We start from the raw sequence: 17,911 nt of genomic DNA on the forward strand, positions 1-17,911 counted from the left end.
GCCTGTGCATGGACGGCCCGTTGCCGCGTCGATCGATTCGACGCGGCAACGCCGCGCTCAATTCGCGTACTTGAACTCCGGCAACGCCTCGAGCGATTTCTTCGTCGCCTCGGGCAGCACGACGCGCCGGTTGTCGATCTGCAGATCGTTGAACGGCACGGCGACCAGATGCTTGCCCATGCCGAGAAAGCCGCCGACCGACAGGATCGCATACGTGGTGCGCTCGGTGCCCGGCGACACGATCAGATCGTCGAGCGTGCCGATGTTGTCCTTGTTGCGGTTGTACACGTCCGCGCCCGACAGCTTCGACGCGCGATAGCCGCTCGCGAGCTGCACGACGTCCGTGCGTTTTTCGGTGATCGCCTGCGGCGCGCCTTGCGCGAACGCGCTGCCGCACGTGCCCAACGCGGAAATCAGCGTCATGGCGGCGAGAAGCGATGCGGAAGCGGCCAGCGGTGTGATCTGCGGGTTGCGCATCATCTGTGTTCTCCCGGTTTGGTGTGGTGGCGTTTCGACGGCGCGCAATGCGTGCGCCTTGCCGGTATGCTGCAAATCTCATGCCGCGACTTTGAGCTGAGGGAAAGCGAGGCGCATCAGGCCCACAAGTTGCTACACGCACCGGCCCGCTGCTCGCGCGGTGCAATGTCCGGCGCGCGGGCCTCCAATGCCTACACTGGAACAATGAGCAGCAAAGAACACGTGGAAAGGCAGTTGAAAAAAACACATGCATGACCCTGAGATACACACCTCCTTGCAGCCATTGAGAACACCTATGTCTTCCCCAGCCAGCTACTCGACACGCATTGCCGAAGGCACGCCTTTTCCGCTCGGCGCGACATGGAACGGCAGTGGCGTCAACTTCGCGTTGTTCTCCGCGCACGCAACCAAAGTCGAACTGTGTCTGTTCGATGAAACTGGCCAACACGAACTCGAACGGATCGAGCTGCCCGAATACACCGACGAGGTATGGCATGTGTTCGTACCGAATCTGAAACCGGGTGCCGTCTATGGATATCGCGTGCATGGTCCCTACGAGCCCGAAAACGGGCATCGCTTCAATCCGAACAAGCTGCTGCTCGATCCCTATGCGAAGGCGCACATCGGCGAGCTTATATGGGCGCCGGAAATCTTCGGCTATACGCTCGGCTCGGAAGAGCTCGACCTGTCATTCGATGAACGCGATAGCGCGCCTTTCGTGCCGAAGTGCAAGGTGGTCGACGCGAATTTTTCGTGGAGCCATCCGGAGCGCAACGCGCTGCCGTGGGAGCGCGTGATTCTCTACGAGACGCACGTGCGCGGCTACACGAAACGTCATCCGCGGGTGCCCGAGCGTTTGCGCGGCACGTTCGCGGGTCTGGCGCAGCAGCCGGTGCTCGACCATATCCGCAGCCTTGGCGTGACCTCGGTCGAGCTGATGCCGATCCAGACTTTCGTCAACGACAGCCATCTGCTCGACAAGGGTCTCACGAACTACTGGGGTTACAACACGATCGGCTTTTTCGCGGCCGATCCGCGCTTTTTCGCGTCGTCGACCGAGTCGGTCGGCGAATTCAAGGAGATGGTCGACCGGTTTCACCAGGCCGATCTCGAAGTGATACTCGACGTCGTGTACAACCACACGGCCGAAGGCAACGAACGCGGCCCGACGGTCTCGTTCAAGGGCATCGACAACGCGTCGTACTACCGGCTGATGCCCGACGAGCCGCGCTACTACATCAACGACACCGGCACCGGCAATACGCTGAACCTGTCGCATCCGCGCGTGCTGCAGATGGTGACCGACAGCCTGCGCTACTGGGTCACCGAAATGAAAGTGGACGGTTTCCGCTTCGATCTCGCGACGATCCTCGGCCGCGAAGATCACGGCTTCGACGAGGGCGGCGGCTTTCTCGACAGCTGCCGCCAGGACCCGGTCCTCTCCAGCATCCGGCTGATCGCCGAGCCGTGGGATTGCGGCCCCGGCGGCTATCAGGTGGGCGGTTTCCCGCCGGGCTGGGCCGAATGGAACGATCGCTTCCGCGACACCGCGCGGGCGTACTGGAAGGGTGACGAGGGCACCGCCGCCGATCTCGCGACGCGCGTCACCGCGTCGGGCGACAAGTTCAATCATCGCGGCCGGCGGCCGTGGGCGAGCGTGAACTTCATCGCCGCGCACGACGGCTTCACGCTGAACGATCTGGTCTCGTACAACGACAAGCACAACGAGGCAAACGGCGAGGACAACCGCGACGGCCATTCGGACAACAAGTCGTGGAACATGGGCGCCGAAGGACCGACCGACGACGCCGACATCCGCCAGCAACGCGAGCGCCAGAAGCGCAATCTGCTCGCGACGCTGCTGCTGTCGCAGGGCACGCCGATGATCCTCGCCGGCGACGAATTCGGCCGCACGCAGCAGGGCAACAACAACGCGTATTGCCAGGACAACGAGATCAGCTGGGTCGATTGGGATGCGATCGACGACGACGGCCGCGCGCTGACCGAGTTCGTGCGCAATCTGACCACGTTGCGCCACCGTTTGCCGGTGCTGAGGCGCGGCCGTTTTCTGACTGGCGAATACAACGAGACGCTCGACGTGACCGACACGCGCTGGCTATCGCCGGACGGCACCGACATCACGGGCGAGCAGTGGGCCGATCCGGCGATGCGCTGCTTCGGCCTCGTGATCGACGGACGTGCGCAGGCGAGCGGCATTCGCCGTCTCGCGTCCGACGCGACCTTGCTGCTGGTGCTGAACGCGTATCACGACGTCGTCAACTTCACGCTGCCCGACATTCCCGAGGGCGATTTTTGGACCTGCCTCGTCGACACCAACATGCCGGTGCGCGCCGAGCTGCCGCAATTCAGCGCGGGCGATGCCTACCAGGTGACCGGCCGCTCGCTGCTGCTGTTCGCGCTCGAAGCGCCGAGCCGCGCGACGCAGCGCGTGTTCGACCGCCTCGAAGAGCAGTTGACTTCCGACGAAGGCGACTCCGCGCCAGGCTAGTGCAGGCTGGCGAGCGACGCCAGCCCTGTTGCAAAAGCGGGCCGCAGCACAGGTACAAGGTTTGCTCCCGCTGTTGTTGACGATACGCACGCGTCTCCGAGCTTCGCCACGGCAGGCGTGCGCACGCAAATGGCCAAGCTGGAGTGAACAAATGGAACAGGAACCAAGCGTCGACGAGCAGATCCGCACGCGCGCCTACTATCTGTGGGAGCAGGCGGCCGAGCCGAAGGGCACGCCCGAGCAATACTGGGAGCAGGCCCGCAGTGAGATCGAGAAGGAGGCACCACCGGTCGAGAGCGGGCCGGTGTCGGACGATTCGATGAAATAGACATTGCTCAACGGTATTGAGTAATAAGACTCCGAGCCGGCGAACCGCGTGCGGCTCAGAGACCGTTTTCCCATGCCCGATTTTCGCTTCGCAACATGAACGACACACCCGAGCCGCGCGGCACGAGCGCCGCCTCGCGCATTCAGGCGGCCTCCACCGCATTCGGTATCGAGGGCCTCGTCACGTTCGGCGTCGGCGTGATCGCGGTCGCATGCCTGTACGTCGCGAGCGCGGTGATGATTCCGATCACGCTCGCGATCCTGTTGAGCTTTCTCGTCGCACCGCTCGCCGATGCGCTGTCCCGGCTCAAGCTCGGCCATGTCGCGTCGGTGTGCGCGGCGGTCCTGATCTCGGTGTCGGTCATCGCGCTGCTGTGCGCGGTAATCGCCACACAGCTGACCGATCTCGCGGCCGGCATGCCGCGCTATCAGGCGACCATCCAGCACAAGATCGACACCGTGCACAGTCTGACGATCGGCAAGCTGAACCGTTTCGCGAGCGAGGCGGGGCAGGCATTGCAGCGCGCGACGATCGAGCCGCCGCAGCCGCGAGCGCCGAACGGCGCCGCGGCCGCGGCGAGTCCGCAGGCGTCGACGGCGGTGCCGGTGGAAGTGCGCGAGCCGGTGCCGACGCCGTTCGAGCTCGCGCGACGGGTGCTGTCGCCGGCCATCAGTCCGTTGGCAACCGCGTTCATCGTTTTCGTCGTCACGATCGTGATCCTGCTGCAACGCGACGACCTGCGCGATCGCGCGATCCGGCTGTTCGGCTCGCGCGACCTGCACCGCACGACCACGGTGATGGACGAGACCGCGCGGCGCCTGAGCCGCTACTTCGTGTCACAACTCGGCGTCAACACCGGCGTCGGCGTCGTTATCGGGACGGGGCTGTTTCTGATCGGCGTGCCGAGCCCGATCCTGTGGGGCATTCTCGCGGCGCTGCTGCGGCTCGTGCCCTACGTCGGCATCTGGATCGCGGCGATACTGCCCACCGCGCTCGCCGCCGCGGTCAGTCCCGGCTGGGCGATGGCGATCTGGTCGCTGGTGCTGTTCGTGGTCGCGGAGCTAGCGGTGGGGCAGGTGGTCGAGCCGCTGCTGTATGGGCGCAGCACCGGCCTGTCGCCGTTTTCGGTGGTGGTCGCGGCGATCTTCTGGAGCTGGATCTGGGGGCCGATCGGACTGATCCTGTCGACACCGTTGACGCTGTGTCTGCTGGTGCTCGGCCGGCACGTGCGGCGTCTCGAGTTTCTCGACGTGCTGCTCGGCGATCAGCCCGCGCTGACGCCGGTCGAAAACTTCTATCAACGCGCGCTCGCCGGCGATCCGGATGACGCGATCGAGCAGGCCGAAGTGCTATTGCGCGACCGCTCGCTGTCGGCCTATTACGACGAAGTCGCGATCAAGGGCTTGCGGCTCGCGGCCAACGACGTGACGCGCGGCAGCGTGACGAGCACGCAACTCGCGCGCATCGAGTCGACGACCAACGACCTGGTCGACGGCCTCGACGGCTACGAGGATCGCGAGCCCGCGCCGCTCGCGACGCAGGCGAAGCCGGCCGCAGTGGGGCCGCTGGCACCTTCCGACGAAACGCAGGCCGCGCGGGCGATGCCACGATCGGTCGACGCCGCGGCCGTGTTCGCCTCGCATGCGCCGACGAGCCGCGTGTTGTGCCTGCCGGGCCGTGGCCCGCTCGATGCGCTCGCGACGATCATTCTGCTGCAGTTGCTCGGCAAGCACGGCTTCGCGGCGCGCTCGCTGCCGCACGAGGCGGTGTCGCGCGCGTCGATCGACAGCCTCGTGGCGGACGACGTGGGCATCGTCTGCCTTCTGTATCTGCAGATCGACGGCATTCCGTCGCATCTGCGCAATCTGATCCGGCGCATCCGCACGCGCTTGCCGAATGCGTCGATCGTGGTCGGCCTTTGGACACCCGAGGATACGCAGCAGTGGAGCGCGGAACAGCAGGAATCGCTGGAAGCGGAGTGCGCCGTGATGTCGTTGCAGCAGATGCTGGCCGCGTGCCGTCGTCTCGATGCGACGCGAACGGTGATCGCGGAGCCGCAGTTCGAGGATGGCTGAAGCCTTGCGGCAGCGTGGCTGGTTATCCGCCGCTGCCTGACGGCGTCGCCGCGCCCGTTGCTCCTGCCGCATCGGCATCGCTCTGCCAGCCGCCGCCTAGCGCCTTGTACAGCGCCACCAGGTCGGTGCTGACCTGGGTCGTGCCCTGAGCGTATTGCTCTCGTGCCTGCGCGAGCTGCCGCTGCGCATCGAGCACGTTGATGAAGCTCGTCAGGCCCTTGCGATAGCTATCGCGCGACAGATCGAACGAGGTCTGCTGCGCGGTGACGCTGTCCGCGAGCGCATCGCGCCGCGCCTGATCGGTGCGATAGACGACCAGCGCGTTGTCGACGTCCCTCAGCGCGCTCAGCACGGTCTTGCGGTAATCGAGCGCGGCTTCGGCCTGTTGGGCCTTCGACATGCGCAGATTGGCTACCAGCGCGCCGCCCTGGAAAATCGGCAGAGACACGGTGGGCCCGAACGAATAGAACAGGTGCGACCAGCGCGCGAGATCGCGGGCATTCGTCGCGCGCATGCCGGCCTGGCCGGTCAGCGACACGTCGGGGTAGAACTGCGCGACCGCGACGCCGACACTGGCCGTTGCCGCATGCAGATTCGCCTCGGCGCGGCGGATGTCGGGCCGGCGCCGCGCGAGCGTCGACGGCAAGCCTATCGGCACGACGGGCGGCACCGGCGGCACGGTTTGCGGCGTGCTCAGTTGCGCTTCGAGCGCGCCGGGCGGCTCGCCGATCAGATACGCGAGCGCGTTGAGCGACTGGGCAATCTGCTGATCGTATTGCGGCAACTGCGTTTTCGTTTGCGCGAGCTGCGCCCGCGCGCTTTGCACGTCGAGCTCGCTCGCGAGCCCGACCTTCGCCTTGTTCTGCGTCAACCCGACGGTCTCGGCTTGCTGCTCGACGAGGCTCATCGCGATGTTGTGCAAGGTTTGCGCGCCGCGCAGCTGCATATAGGTCTGCGCGACCTCGGCTTCGAGCGACAGCAACGCGTCGTTGCGGCTCTCGTACGCGGCCTCGGTTTGCGCGCTCGCGGCCTCGACCGAGCGACGCACGCGGCCGAACAGATCGAGTTCCCAGGTTGCGTCGAAGCCGACCTGCCATAGATTGATCGGCGCGCTCAACTGGTCGAGCAGGTTGTTCGCGCCTTTTTGCAACGCGGCGCCCGCGCCCGGTGCGATCGCATTGACGGGCGAATTGGGCGCGCCGAGCTGATCGACCTTGTCGTAGGCGCCGTTCTCCTGCAGAAAACCCTTGAGGCCAAGCTGCTCGCGCTGATAGCTGCCGGTCGCGCGCAGATTCGGCAGACCCTGCGCGGCCGCCGATTGGACCTGGGTGCGCGCTTCGACGATGCGCAGCACCGCTTGCTGCAAGTCCAGATTGCCGAGCGCGGCGCGCGTGATCAGCGCGTCGAGCGTCTGATCGTTGAAACTGCGCCACCAGAGCGGGTCGGGATCGGTGTCGAGGGTGGGCACCGAAGCGACGTTGGGCCTCGTTACGGACGCGTCGCTCGCGGCGGCATTCGCCGCGGTGCGCTGCGTATCGTGCCACTGCGCCGGCACGTCGGCGTACGGCGCATGAAAGTCGGGGCCGACCGTGCAGGACGCGAGCAGCGCGGACATGCCGACGACGACACAGGCAATCAAACACGTGGCGGGTTCGGGAACGCCGCGCTTCAAACCAGGCTTCACTTCAATGTCCTCCGCCGCCGGACGCCTTGGCCGGTGAAAAGAAAATCGTGATCGGAATGCAAAGCGTGCAGAAAATCGCGAGGAACGCGAACACGTCGACATAGGCAAGGAACGTCGCCTGCGAGATGTACGTGGTGTACAGATGACCGTTGGCCGTTTGCAGCGCCTGAGAAAGCGGCATGCCATTGATGTCCGCGATCGTCCGCGCGTTGCGTTGCAACGTATCGTTGTAATTCTGTGAAAGCGGCGACATGAACTCCGACAGATGCGCCATGCGTGCCTGCGTGCGCTCGCGAACCATCGCGGTCGACAGCGAGATACCGATCGAACCCGCGACGTTGCGGAACATCGTGAACAGCGCGGACGCGTCGTCGTTCAGTCGCGGCGGTACCGTCAGATACGCAAGCGTCGTGATCGGCACGAACAGGAAGCCGATCGCCAGCGACTGCGCGCTGCGCATCTTCACCAGCGTGAAGTAGTCGATGTCCGGCACCAGCGTGTGCGAATACGCGAGCGCGCACGCGAGCAGCCCGAAGCCGGTGGCCACCAGAAAACGCGTCTGCACGTACGGCATCATTTTGCTGATCAGTGGAATTTCCATCGTGATCAGCACAGCGCCAGGCGACAGCACGAGGCCCGCGAGCATCGCCGTATAGCCGAGCTGCTGTTGCGCGAGCTGTGGCACGAGCACCGCGCTGCCATACAGAATCGTCGCGAACGCGGCGATCGTCACGCAGCCGAGCGCGAAGTTGCGGTCCTTCAGACAGCGCAGATCGACGACCGGCTTCTTCGTGTACAGCAGCCAGTACGTCGCACCGACGATGCCCGACACCGCGAGCACTGCGAACGTGCGAATGAAGTTCGACGAAAACCAGTCGTCGTCCTCGCCGCGATCGAGCATCACCTGCAGGCAGCCGAGGCCGATCGCGATCAAAAGGATGCCCACGTAATCCACCGACACGCGCAGATCGCCCTTGCGTTTCCACGGCGGATCCTCGACCAGTTGCATCACCGCGAGCGAGGTCAGCACGCCGAACGGCACGTTCACGAGGAACACCCAGCGCCACGAAAAGTTGTCGGTGATCCAGCCGCCGAGCGTGGGTCCCAGCACCGGCGCGACGACGATCGCGACCGCCGAGATCGAAAACGCGCGGCCGCGCTGCTGCGGCGGGAACGTGTCGAGAATGATCGATTGCTGGTTCGGTTGCAGTCCGCCGCCGAAAAAGCCCTGCAAACAGCGGAAGATGATCAGCTGCCACAGATCGGTCGCGATGCCGCATAGAAACGAGCACACGGTGAACGCAATGATGCAGAGGAGGAAATAGCGCTTGCGCCCGAACAGCCGACCGAAGAAACCCGAGATCGGCAGCACGATGCCGTTGGCGACCAGATATGAGGTCAGCGTCCACGTCGCTTCGTCGTAACTGGCAGACATCGTGCCCGCGATGTGCGGCAGCGCGACGTTGACGATGGTCGTGTCGAGCACTTCCATGAACGCGGCGAGCGTGACGACGATCGCGATCAACCACGGATTCGCGGATGGCTTCCAGTTCGACGCATCGCCGGGCGACGCCTCGCCGGGCGCGTCGGACGCCGTCATTTCAGGTACACCTTCGGCGTGACCGACAAGCCCAGCCCGAGCGGATGATCGCGCGGCAGACCTTCGTCGATGATGATCTTGACCGGTACCCGCTGCACGATCTTCACGAAGTTGCCGGTTGCGTTTTCGGTCGGGAACGCCGAGAAGCGCGAGCCGCTGCCGAGTTGCACGCTATCCACGTGGCCGCGCAGATCGAGCTTCGGATACGCGTCGACGTCGACTTCGACCTTGTCGCCGGGGCGCAAGCGGTCGAGCTGCGACTCCTTGAAGTTCGCGGTGACCCACACCTGCGGCGTGACGATCGAGAACAGCGACACGCCCGCGCTCAGGAAGCTGCCGAGCTGCACGTTGCGCCGCGTGATCCAGCCATCCGACGGCGCGCGCACTTCGCAGTACGACAGATTCAGCTGCGCCTGTTCGAGCTGTGCCTCGGCCTGATGCACCTGCTGGCGGCGTTCGTCGACGGCGGCCTCGGCCTCGCGCAACTGCTGCGGCACGAGGCTCGCGGTCCGCTGCTGCGCGCGCGCCTGCTCGAGGCTCGCGTTGGCCGACTGGCGCTGTGCGTCGGCGGTATCGACGTTCTGCTGCGTGGTCGCGCGCGGATCGACCGTGTGCTGACGCTGCCAGGAGGCTTGCGCCTCGCGCAGATTCGCTTCCGCCGACGAGGTTTGCGCCTTCGCCTGGCGATACTGCGCCGGATACTGCACGCGCGCGATGTCGAGCTGCACCTGCGCGGCGTTCAATTGCGCCTTTGCAAGACCAAGCTGCGCCTTCGCCTGATCGACCTGCGCCTGGTAGTCTCGCTTGTCGATCACGAGCAGCAGGTCGCCCTTGTGCACGAACTGGTTGTCGTCGACCGCGAGCGTCACCACGTAGCCGGAGACTTTCGGCGCCATCGTGATCGCGTTGCCATCGGTGTAGGCGTCGTCGGTCGTCACCTCGTTGCGCGTCGCGAACCACCAGACGAAGCCGACGATGCCAATCAGGATCACGACCGCGCCGAGGATGATCAGCGGCTTCTTGCCGGGCGTCTTTTTCTGCTGACCGTCGTCGCCGTTGTCCTTGTCGCTGTTGCCGTTGCCATGTTTGCCGTCAGCGCGGCCCTGGTCGCCGCGTTTGCCGACGCCATCGCGTTCGTCGTTGCCGTCGCGGCGATCATCGCCGTGCGGCGCATCACGCCCGAATGCTTCCTGCCCGGTGCTGGCCGAGCCGGTCTCGTCTGACATGGTGAGTCGTTTCCGTCGTTCCAGTGGGTTGAGAATGGGGGAGTGCAATAGATGCCATCCGCGGCCGCCGCGAACACAATGATGGGCGAGGCCGCGGGCGCTCGGCAAGCGCGGGCAGCGCGAACCGCTGCCACGCGGCTATTGACCGGCGGGCTTGTCGTGCCCGGCCTTTGCCTTTGCCTTGTCCTGCTCCGGCTCGATCCTCGTGGTGCCGCCCGTCGACGGCGGGTCGCTAGCCGGGAAGCTGTCTTCGACCTGCTTGTCGATCTGCTTTTCACTCTTTTCCGAGTGAGGATGTTTTTCCTTGTGCGTCGTCATGGTGGCTCCTTAGTCAAGGTTGAACGGCAACACGATGGGTCACGACGCCGCCGCTTCCGGCGCGCCGATGATCGCGAGCGCGTCGGCCCGCGACAGCCCGCCGCGCATCGCGTCGGAAAGCCGCGCGGTCAGCGCTTCGCGCTCGCAGGCGAACACCGCGTCGACGTGGCCGTCGCGCACGTACAGCGCGATGAACTGGTGATGATCGAAGTCGCCATCGACGACGATCTCATCCCACTCGCTCGCGTGGCCGAGGTATTCGAAGTTCTTGCCGTAGTGATAGGTCCAGAAGAACGGCACGTCGGCATAGCGATTGCGCAAACCGCACATGTTCTGCGCGGCGATGCGCGCATGCTGCTGCGCGACGCGCCAATGCTCGATACGCACCGGCTCCTGGTTCTCATGCAGCGTGAACACGGCGATATCGCCGGCCGCATACAGACCGCACGCGGCGTTCATGCCGGCATTGACGACCACGCCGCCGTCCTTCTGCAATGGCAGTCCTTCGACAAACCCCGTAGCCGGCGCAACCCCCGTGCCCAGCAGCACGACATCGGCCGCGATGGCCTCGCCGCCGGCGAGCATCACCGTATGCACATTGCCTTCCTCGCCCTCGAGCGAGGCGACCTTGGCGTCGAGATAAAACTTCACGCCATTGCTTTCGTGCAGCGCGCGAAACATCTGGCCCGCGCGCTCGCCGAACTGCTTCGCGAACGGCACCTTGTCGCGCGAAATCACGGTGACGGGCACGCCGTGCTTGCGCAACGCGGACGCGACTTCGAGGCCGATGAAGCTGCTGCCGAGAATCGCGACGCGGGTTTGCGATGCATCGTCGCCGAGCGCGTCGATCAACGCGGCGGCATCGTCCAGGTGTCGAAGCACATGCACGCCGCCGAGTTCGCAGCCGGGCATGTCGGGCACTTTCGGCACGCTGCCGGTCGCGAGCAGCGCGGTGTCGTATTTCAGCGGCTCGATGCTCTGCTCGCTACCACCCGCGCCGGCTTCGAAATGGATCGTGTGCGCAGGCACGTCGAGCCGCGCGACCTTCGCGACGATGCGCTCGATGCCGTGCGTGTGCAGCCAGTCGGGCGGCAGCAGCGGCGGCACGTCGGCGGGCGTCATTTCAAACGAGGGGACGAATTTGCTCAGCGAGGTGCGGTCATAGGGCGCGTGCGCTTCGTCGCCGATCAGCGTGATGCGGCCCTCGAAGCCGAACTCGCGTAGCGCGGCACAGGCAGCGGCGCCGGCCGCGCCCGCGCCGATTACCACGTAGTGCTTGACTTGCGCGGTGGCATCGGGCGGGGATGTGTGCGCCGCCGGTTCCGGTGCTGCGATTTTTTCCGCCGACACGAGCACGTCGTCGCCATCGAGCGTGACCGGGTAGCGATCGAGCGGCAGCAGCGGGGGCGGCTCGAGCACGTTGCCGGTCGCGACGTCGAACGTACCCTTGTGCCATGGGCAGATGATGCGGCCGTGGCACAGCGCGCCCTCTTCGAGCGGGCCCCCGGCATGCGGGCAATCAGGCGAGTAAGCCCGCACGGTGTCGCCATCGCGCACGAGCAGAATCGGCGTGCCGTCCACGATCACGCGCACCGCGCGGTCCGCTGGCAATTCCGGGAGCCGCGCGACGCGGCGGGCAGTCGTGGACATGGTGAGGCCTCGCGCAAGAAAGAGCTCGCGCAGCGCACGCAAACGCGTCGCGAGCGGTGACGGAAGTACGCTTGCCATCAAGCAGCGATAAGCCAGCAATCGTCGTGCCCGGACGCGTCGGCGGAGTGATGCCGTGAAGCTGCTTGGGAAGATAGGCCGAGTTGCGGTAAATTTCGAGGCAGGGGAATTAGCGCGCGAACAGCGGCGTGCGAATTCACAGGCAATGCCTTCCCTGACCGTATGCAACTTTGATGGAGCAGGGACCGTGCAGCGTGCAGAACGTGTCGCAGTCGATGTGCCGATGCCGTCACGCAACTTCGCGGCGACGCAGCGCATGCTGCTGATCTTGCTGGCCGTGTCGATCGTGTTTCCGTTGGCCTGCCTCGTGGGCTACGGCTACTTCGACTACCAGCGCCGCATCTCCGATGCGAACGATGCGCTCGACCGCCTCGCGCGCGTGGCGCAGGAGCAGGCCGTCAAGGTGCTGGATTTGAACCGGCAGATGGCCTCGCGCGTGATCGAGCTGCTCGGCAATTCCGACGACGCGCAGATCCGCGCGCGCGAGCGCGAATTGCACGAGCGTCTGCAGAGCATCGGCGGCGACTTTCCGCAGGTGGCGTCGATCTCGCTGCTCGGTGTGAACGGCCAGTTACTTGCGTCGAGCCTCGCGTATCCGGCGCCGGCAGTGACGAGCGGCTTGCGCGACGATTTTCTCGCCGCGAAGGCAATGCGTCCGCAGCCGTATTTCTCGCTGCCGATGTTCGGCAAGCTGTCGAAGGTCGACGTGTTCACGACCGCGATCGGCCGCTCGGGTACGGACGGTCAGTTTCTCGGCGTGGTCACGGTGGCGCTGCGCAGCGAATATTTTTCGCGCTTCTATCGCGAGCTGACCAACGGCGATCCGTCGCTCGCGCTCGCGCTGTACCGGCAGGACGGCAATCTGCTGGTGCGCTATCCGCCGTGGCCGGCCGGCGCCCGGCCGTCGATGCACAGCGCGTTCATGTCCGCGTTGCGCGACAAACAGCTGTTCGGCCACGTGCACCTGAATTCGACCGTCGACGGCGTCGAGCGGCTGCTCGCGTTTCGCCGTGTCGGCGACTATCCGTTGTATGTGATGAGCGCGTACGCGATGTCATCGATCGTGGCGGCGTGGCGCACGCACTTTATGTTGATCGCGGCGCTGACGGCGGTGCCCTGCATCGCGATCTGGTGGCTCGTGCTGTATTCGCTGCGTCAGCTCGAGGCGGAGCGGCGCGCGTGGGAGCGGTGGCAGGGCGAGGTCGCGATGCGTCTGTCGGCCGAGGCGTCGAGCCGGCAACTGCAGCGCATGGGCGCGCTCGGCAATCTGGTCGCGAATGTCGCGCACGATTTCAACAACCTGCTGATGGTGGTGTCGGCGAACACCGAACTCGCGCGCCTCAAGCATTACAACGATCTCGAGAAGGAAGTGCATGCGGTCGAGCGTGCCACTGCCACGGCCGAAGCGCTGACGCGGCGTCTCTTGAGCGTCGCGCGCAAGCAGCCGCTGAAGCAGGAGCCCGTCGAGCTTGCGCGCTGGCTGCCGGCCGCCGTGCCGCTGATCAACGCGGCGCTCGGCGACACGGTCGAACTGGCGTTGCGCATGCCGGAGAACCTGTGGCAGGTGCTCGTCGATCCGACCGATCTCGAGTTCGCGATCGTGAACATCGCGATGAACGCGCGCGATGCGATGCCGCGCGGCGGACGCTTCGTGATCCGCTGCCAGAACAATCGGCTGGTCGGCAGCGATACGCTGCTGCCGGACGGCGAGTACGTGCTGATCGCCTGTTCCGACGACGGCGAAGGGATGCCCGAATCGGTCGCGCGACGCGCGTTCGAGCCGCTGTTCACGACCAAGCTGCGCGGCTCGGGCACCGGCCTCGGGCTCGCCCAGGTGCTGTCGATGTCCGAGCAGGCCGGTGGCACCGCGAAGATCGACAGCGTGCTGGGCAGCGGCACGACGGTGCGGATGTTTTTGCCGCGCTATCGTGAGGGCGCCGCGCTGGCCGGCGCCGATGCGCGCCAGCCGCTGCCGACCGCGGCCGGGGCCGTGCTGCTCGTCGAGGACAACGAGGACGTCGCGGCCGGCGTGACCGCGGTGCTCGAAACCTTCGGCTGCGAGGTGCATCACGAGCCGACCGCCGACCAGGCGTTCGACGTGCTGAGCGCTGGCGAGCGCTTCGAGCTCGTGCTGTCGGACATCCAGATGCCGGGCAAGCTGAACGGTATCGACCTGGCGGAGAAGATCCGCAGCGCGTGGCCGTCGCAGAAGATCGCGCTGATGACCGGTTACGCCGACGAGCTCGACCGCGCGCGTCGGCTCGGCATTGCGATACTCGCGAAGCCGTTCAATATCGACGAACTGCATGCGCTGGTGGCTTGCGGCACCTGAAGCCGCGGCACCGTTCGTCTATCGCATCCATGGGCTTTTCCTGGCGTGCTGTGCTGCGGCACAGCCCTTGCTGAAAAGAGCGCGAGGTTTGCGCGTGCGGTCACCGCGCGCCCACTTCCTTTCGACACTCTCGACACCCAGGAGAATCGCCATGAAGATCAGACACGCAGTGCTCGTTTCCACCTTGCTCGCGGCTTCGTCGCTCGCAATGGCGCAAGGGGCCGGCGGTGGCGCAGGCGGCGGCGGGGGGCCGGCCGGCAACGACCCGAACAGCAACGCCGCGACCTCGACACGCGAGGGCGGCGATGCGGGCGCGACCGGGGAGACCACGCCTTCGACTCACCATCACATGAAGAAGCATTCGAAGTCGAAGAAGCCCATGACCGACTCGACGAATACGCCGGGCGCCGACGCGAGCAGCGATACGAAGGGGCAGTAAGCGCAGCGTGTCAAGGCAGAAGGGCGGCTGGCGCCCCGCGTCGAACATCGTCTGGCGCGTCGGCTCCGGCAGTTTTTCTGTGCGCCGCAGTCCCCGCCAGAACCCGGCACTGTCGGCAACGGGGGTTTTATGAGATGGTGCCATGTTGCACAATCGTGCCTCGTCAATTGACTGTGAGGCACGATGACTTCACTTTTTCCCGCTCCTCACCTCGACGTCCGTGAAAGACGGCACGGACATTTCTTCTGGCAGAGCGTTCGCAAATCGATCTACCTTCACATTGAGTCGCCCCGCATGTTTGACGCGGACCGCTGGTTTCATTTTGCCCTGCCAGCCGGCGCACCCCGCGCGGGAAACGACGACCTGGCGCAAGGCATGGAGGAAGCGCGCGCAGCGTGGCTGCAACACGCCCCCTCGATGCTGCTGTCCCTCCAGTCGTACGAGCTGCGCGACGTGCTTGGCCGAAGTGACAACCGATTCGATATGCGCCGGATGGACGACCATGAGGTTGCAAAGGCCCTTTACAACGAAGTGCAGAACGGTGGCCTGCTCTTTGTGCCGGAGCGGCAGGATATGCGCAAGTGCGTGCAGGCGATACAGGAGCAGCGAGACAAGGGTTCCAGGCAAGCGCCCGCGCGCGCGCAACAGCCAGCCGACGCGGACATGGCAAAGCTTCTTCGTAGCAACAGCGCGCGCGTGCCGCAGAATCTCGCCAATGTAAAGCCGTTCGAGTACACACCGGACGCGGCAAGTGGCGACGTTGAGGTACTGGCGGGCGCCGAGGGAATGCCGGGTAATAATCAGGCGCAAAACAGGCAGACTCGTGATGTAGCAACTGCCTTGGGCCTGAACAAAAATCAGGCGCAGCAGCTTCATCGGGAAATTGGCGGTCAACGGCTCGGCTATCACGAAATAATGGAACGCGCCAAAGATATGTTCAACTTGTGGTAACGCGGCCAACAAACAGTGGAATTACCGAATGATTAACACACGAGACGAGATTGAGCGCCGCCTGTCAGCTGTTGAAGGACTGCCGATAAGTGCGGTACATCATGCAGCAGGCACGCTGACGATGCAGTTTGGCTCCCTAAGACCGGTAGCCAATTTCAAAGGTGCGATCAGGCACGTTGGGGAGTGGTCGTTACACATCCAATGCAACTGGAAAATAGAACAGGCTGGCAGTGCGATTGCAACGCAAGATGATCTTTTCGGTCCCGATGAAAAGGCACACCGTTCGGCTCAGCGTATTGACGATTTGCTGGTCAAACAGGGCCCTGCCATTGTGAAAGGCGTATCGGGAAGCGAAGAAGGCGGTGCAGACATTTTACTGTCCGGTGGCTTGCGGCTTGTCATCAGCCCGAACAGTGCGCCTGACGAAGAAGACTGGCGCTTTTTTGACCCAACCTCCAATGCGAAGCACTTTATCATCGAGGGCGGCAAGGTTGATCCCTGGTCTTTATCGTGACGAACGTCCCCAGGAAAAGGCAAATCTCGGCGTTGGATTATCTGCAAAGCCCGTAACAGTCGCTGACCGTCAATTCGTACTGTCGGCTGTGATATGTGCGGGATGGATGTTATGCGCGGACGCGATCCAGAAGCCTTTTTCCACAGCTCCCGGATAGCCTGCGCCCGCGCCCGGGTTCAATCCCTGGGTTCAATCCTTTTCCATCGCCGCGTCGTACTTGCCGAGCGCGGCCGCGCCGTTCAGACGCGCGCGCTTGAGCAACGCCTGCTGCGCTTCCTTCACGTTGGCCGGCTGTCCGCGCCACGCATTCAACGGCGGCTCCTGCAACGCGCGCCCGTACGAAAAGCTCAGATTCCACGGCAGCGCGCCGAGCCGGTTCATCGCACTGAGATTGGCGGTAGCCTCCTCGGGCGACTGTCCGCCCGACAGGAACACGAGACCGGGAACCGAAGAGGGCACCGTACGCATCAGCACGCGCACGGTCGCCGCCGCGATATGCGCCGTGCTCGACTGCTGCTGATGCTCGGAGCCGGCCAGCACCATGCTCGGCTTCAGCACGATATGTTCGAGCACCACGCGATGCCGATGCAGCGCATGAAACACCTCGTGCAACACGGCCTCGGTGACTTCCGCGCAACGCTCGATCGTGTGCTCGCCGTCCATCAGCACCTCGGGTTCGACGATCGGCACGATGCCGGCTTCCTGGCTGATCGCCGCGTAGCGCGCGAGCGAATCGGCGTTCGCCTCGATCGCGAGCCGGCTCGGCAGGCTCGCCGTGATGTTGTAGACCGCGCGCCACTTCGCGAAGCGCGCGCCTTGCCGTTTGTAATCGACGAAGCGTTTGGCGAGACCGTCGAGGCCCTCGGTGATCTCGTCGCCGGGAGCGAGCGCAAGCGGCACCTTGCCGAGGTCGACCTTGATGCCGGGCACGATGCCGTTTGCCGCGGCCACCTGCGGGAACGGCGTGCCATCGTCGGCTTTCTGGCCGAGCGTTTCTTCGTAGAGGATCACGCCGCTCACGAACTCGCCGAGGCCGGGCGTCGTCAGGAGCAGGTTGCGATACGCGCGACGGTTTTCCTCGGTCGACTCGAGGCCGATCGTCTTGAAGCGTTTGGCGATGGTCGGGCCGCTTTCGTCGGCGGCGAGAAGACCCTTGCCCGGTTGAACCATCGCCTTGACGGTGGCTTGCAGCTCGCTACGGGTGTCCATGAGGTGTGCTCCCTTGGGTAGGCTCCGGTCGATGCGGTGTGCGGAGAAGTGCCGGTGACAGTTTCCTTTGCGTGACGAGTGGGTGCGAAAGCGGACTTCATTCGCCGAGCAGATGCAACACGATATCGCGCGGCTGCGGGTGACGCCGATGTTCGAACAGATACAGCCCCTGCCATGTGCCGAGCACCATCCTTCCATGCTCGACGGGCACGCACAACTGCACCTGGGTGAGCGCCGTGCGCAGATGCGCGGGCATGTCGTCGGGGCCTTCGGTGTCGTGCTCGTAGCGCGTGTCGTCCTCGGGCGCGAGGGTCTCGAAGTAGCGCTGCAGATCTCGCCGCACGGACGGATCGGCATTCTCCTGAATCAGCAGCGACGCCGACGTGTGCCGGCAAAACAGCGTCAGCAGACCGGTACGGATGTCCGTGTCGTCGACGAAGCGGCGCGCGTCGTCGGTAAATTCGACGAGCCCGCGGCCGCGGGCCTGGACACTCAGATGATGGATGACCTGGCGCATGACG

The 17,911-nt window shown here is 64.9% G+C and carries 15 protein-coding genes; 7 read left to right on the forward strand and 8 right to left on the reverse strand.

All coding sequences use genetic code 11. From position 1 onward, the window contains the following. Positions 1 to 57: 57 nt before the first annotated feature. On the reverse strand, positions 58 to 480 hold the full coding sequence (locus OKW37_RS30330) for a PRC-barrel domain-containing protein (RefSeq protein ID WP_184060132.1): 423 nt from the start codon (positions 478 to 480) through the stop codon (positions 58 to 60). Between the two features lie 292 nt (positions 481 to 772). Here OKW37_RS30330 and glgX point away from each other — a divergent pair, with 292 nt between their 5' ends. The 3 genes from glgX (at position 773) to OKW37_RS30345 (ending at position 5,389) form a co-directional block, all read left to right on the forward strand. Next, positions 773 to 2,986, forward strand: coding sequence for a glycogen debranching protein GlgX (glgX, locus tag OKW37_RS30335; protein WP_429403119.1), 2,214 nt, complete (start codon positions 773 to 775; stop codon positions 2,984 to 2,986). 151 nt (positions 2,987 to 3,137) lie between these two features. Continuing rightward, positions 3,138 to 3,314, forward strand: coding sequence for a DUF2934 domain-containing protein (locus OKW37_RS30340; protein ID WP_429403120.1), 177 nt, complete (start codon positions 3,138 to 3,140; stop codon positions 3,312 to 3,314). Between the two features lie 95 nt (positions 3,315 to 3,409). Beyond that, on the forward strand, positions 3,410 to 5,389 hold the full coding sequence (locus OKW37_RS30345) for an AI-2E family transporter (RefSeq protein WP_429403121.1): 1,980 nt from the start codon (positions 3,410 to 3,412) through the stop codon (positions 5,387 to 5,389). A 22-nt stretch (positions 5,390 to 5,411) separates the two neighbouring features. On the opposite strand, the gene OKW37_RS30350 is transcribed toward OKW37_RS30345, so the two are convergent. The 5 genes from OKW37_RS30350 to OKW37_RS30370 form a co-directional block, all read right to left on the reverse strand. After that, positions 5,412 to 7,004, reverse strand: a complete 1,593-nt coding sequence (locus OKW37_RS30350) for an efflux transporter outer membrane subunit (protein ID WP_429404325.1) — start codon at positions 7,002 to 7,004, stop codon at positions 5,412 to 5,414. Positions 7,005 to 7,074: 70 nt separating this feature from the next. Then, entirely contained in the window at positions 7,075 to 8,673 is a 1,599-nt protein-coding gene (locus OKW37_RS30355; RefSeq protein WP_429403122.1) for a DHA2 family efflux MFS transporter permease subunit, read from the reverse strand. Beyond that, entirely contained in the window at positions 8,670 to 9,899 is a 1,230-nt protein-coding gene (locus OKW37_RS30360; RefSeq protein WP_184060142.1) for an HlyD family secretion protein, read from the reverse strand. Before OKW37_RS30360 ends, OKW37_RS30355 begins: the two co-directional genes overlap by 4 nt. Positions 9,900 to 10,037: 138 nt before the next feature. Further along, positions 10,038 to 10,217, reverse strand: coding sequence for a hypothetical protein (locus OKW37_RS30365; protein WP_184060145.1), 180 nt, complete (start codon positions 10,215 to 10,217; stop codon positions 10,038 to 10,040). A 39-nt stretch (positions 10,218 to 10,256) separates the two neighbouring features. Then, positions 10,257 to 11,867 carry an FAD-dependent oxidoreductase gene (locus OKW37_RS30370; protein ID WP_429403123.1) on the reverse strand — a complete coding sequence of 537 codons (1,611 nt, stop codon included), beginning with the start codon at positions 11,865 to 11,867 and terminating at the stop codon, positions 10,257 to 10,259. Between the two features lie 265 nt (positions 11,868 to 12,132). Between OKW37_RS30370 and OKW37_RS30375 the strand changes: the two genes are divergently transcribed. The 4 genes from OKW37_RS30375 to OKW37_RS30390 all read left to right on the forward strand — a co-directional run bounded on the left by OKW37_RS30375 (position 12,133) and on the right by OKW37_RS30390 (position 16,181). Further along, the gene (locus OKW37_RS30375; RefSeq protein ID WP_429403124.1) at positions 12,133 to 14,277 is read left to right on the forward strand and encodes a response regulator; all 2,145 of its coding nucleotides are present in this window, start codon (positions 12,133 to 12,135) and stop codon (positions 14,275 to 14,277) included. A 151-nt stretch (positions 14,278 to 14,428) separates the two neighbouring features. After that, entirely contained in the window at positions 14,429 to 14,716 is a 288-nt protein-coding gene (locus OKW37_RS30380) for a hypothetical protein (RefSeq protein WP_187611388.1), read from the forward strand. 294 nt (positions 14,717 to 15,010) lie between these two features. Then, positions 15,011 to 15,667, forward strand: a complete 657-nt coding sequence (locus OKW37_RS30385) for a hypothetical protein (RefSeq protein WP_260321127.1) — start codon at positions 15,011 to 15,013, stop codon at positions 15,665 to 15,667. A gap of 28 nt (positions 15,668 to 15,695) precedes the next feature. Further along, positions 15,696 to 16,181 (forward strand): hypothetical protein, encoded by a 486-nt coding sequence (locus OKW37_RS30390; protein WP_184060155.1) that lies wholly within the window; start codon positions 15,696 to 15,698, stop codon positions 16,179 to 16,181. Between the two features lie 189 nt (positions 16,182 to 16,370). Here the strand turns inward: OKW37_RS30390 and OKW37_RS30395 are convergent, their stop codons facing one another. Next, complete coding sequence (locus tag OKW37_RS30395; protein WP_184060157.1) at positions 16,371 to 17,390, reverse strand: class I fructose-bisphosphate aldolase; 1,020 nt, start codon at positions 17,388 to 17,390, stop codon at positions 16,371 to 16,373. A gap of 97 nt (positions 17,391 to 17,487) precedes the next feature. Next, on the reverse strand, positions 17,488 to 17,907 hold the full coding sequence (locus OKW37_RS30400; protein ID WP_184060159.1) for a secondary thiamine-phosphate synthase enzyme YjbQ: 420 nt from the start codon (positions 17,905 to 17,907) through the stop codon (positions 17,488 to 17,490). Positions 17,908 to 17,911 lie beyond the last annotated feature (4 nt).

Origin of the sequence: Paraburkholderia sp. MM5482-R2 (assembly GCF_050436125.1) — a bacterium.
Classification (GTDB): domain Bacteria; phylum Pseudomonadota; class Gammaproteobacteria; order Burkholderiales; family Burkholderiaceae; genus Paraburkholderia; species Paraburkholderia tuberum.

Excerpts from the sequence above, each read along its gene's own strand:
- OKW37_RS30330 (WP_184060132.1), bottom strand. The coding sequence starts at position 480 with ATGATGCGCAACCCGCAGATCACACCGCTGGCCGCTTCCGCATCGCTT.
- glgX (WP_429403119.1), top strand. The coding sequence starts at position 773 with ATGTCTTCCCCAGCCAGCTACTCGACACGCATTGCCGAAGGCACGCCT.
- OKW37_RS30340 (WP_429403120.1), top strand. The coding sequence starts at position 3,138 with ATGGAACAGGAACCAAGCGTCGACGAGCAGATCCGCACGCGCGCCTAC.
- OKW37_RS30345 (WP_429403121.1), top strand. The coding sequence starts at position 3,410 with ATGAACGACACACCCGAGCCGCGCGGCACGAGCGCCGCCTCGCGCATT.
- OKW37_RS30350 (WP_429404325.1), bottom strand. The coding sequence starts at position 7,004 with ATGTCCGCGCTGCTCGCGTCCTGCACGGTCGGCCCCGACTTTCATGCG.
- OKW37_RS30355 (WP_429403122.1), bottom strand. The coding sequence starts at position 8,673 with ATGACGGCGTCCGACGCGCCCGGCGAGGCGTCGCCCGGCGATGCGTCG.
- OKW37_RS30360 (WP_184060142.1), bottom strand. The coding sequence starts at position 9,899 with ATGTCAGACGAGACCGGCTCGGCCAGCACCGGGCAGGAAGCATTCGGG.
- OKW37_RS30365 (WP_184060145.1), bottom strand. The coding sequence starts at position 10,217 with ATGACGACGCACAAGGAAAAACATCCTCACTCGGAAAAGAGTGAAAAG.
- OKW37_RS30370 (WP_429403123.1), bottom strand. The coding sequence starts at position 11,867 with ATGTCCACGACTGCCCGCCGCGTCGCGCGGCTCCCGGAATTGCCAGCG.
- OKW37_RS30380 (WP_187611388.1), top strand. The coding sequence starts at position 14,429 with ATGAAGATCAGACACGCAGTGCTCGTTTCCACCTTGCTCGCGGCTTCG.
- OKW37_RS30385 (WP_260321127.1), top strand. The coding sequence starts at position 15,011 with ATGTTTGACGCGGACCGCTGGTTTCATTTTGCCCTGCCAGCCGGCGCA.
- OKW37_RS30390 (WP_184060155.1), top strand. The coding sequence starts at position 15,696 with ATGATTAACACACGAGACGAGATTGAGCGCCGCCTGTCAGCTGTTGAA.
- OKW37_RS30395 (WP_184060157.1), bottom strand. The coding sequence starts at position 17,390 with ATGGACACCCGTAGCGAGCTGCAAGCCACCGTCAAGGCGATGGTTCAA.
- OKW37_RS30400 (WP_184060159.1), bottom strand. The coding sequence starts at position 17,907 with ATGCGCCAGGTCATCCATCATCTGAGTGTCCAGGCCCGCGGCCGCGGG.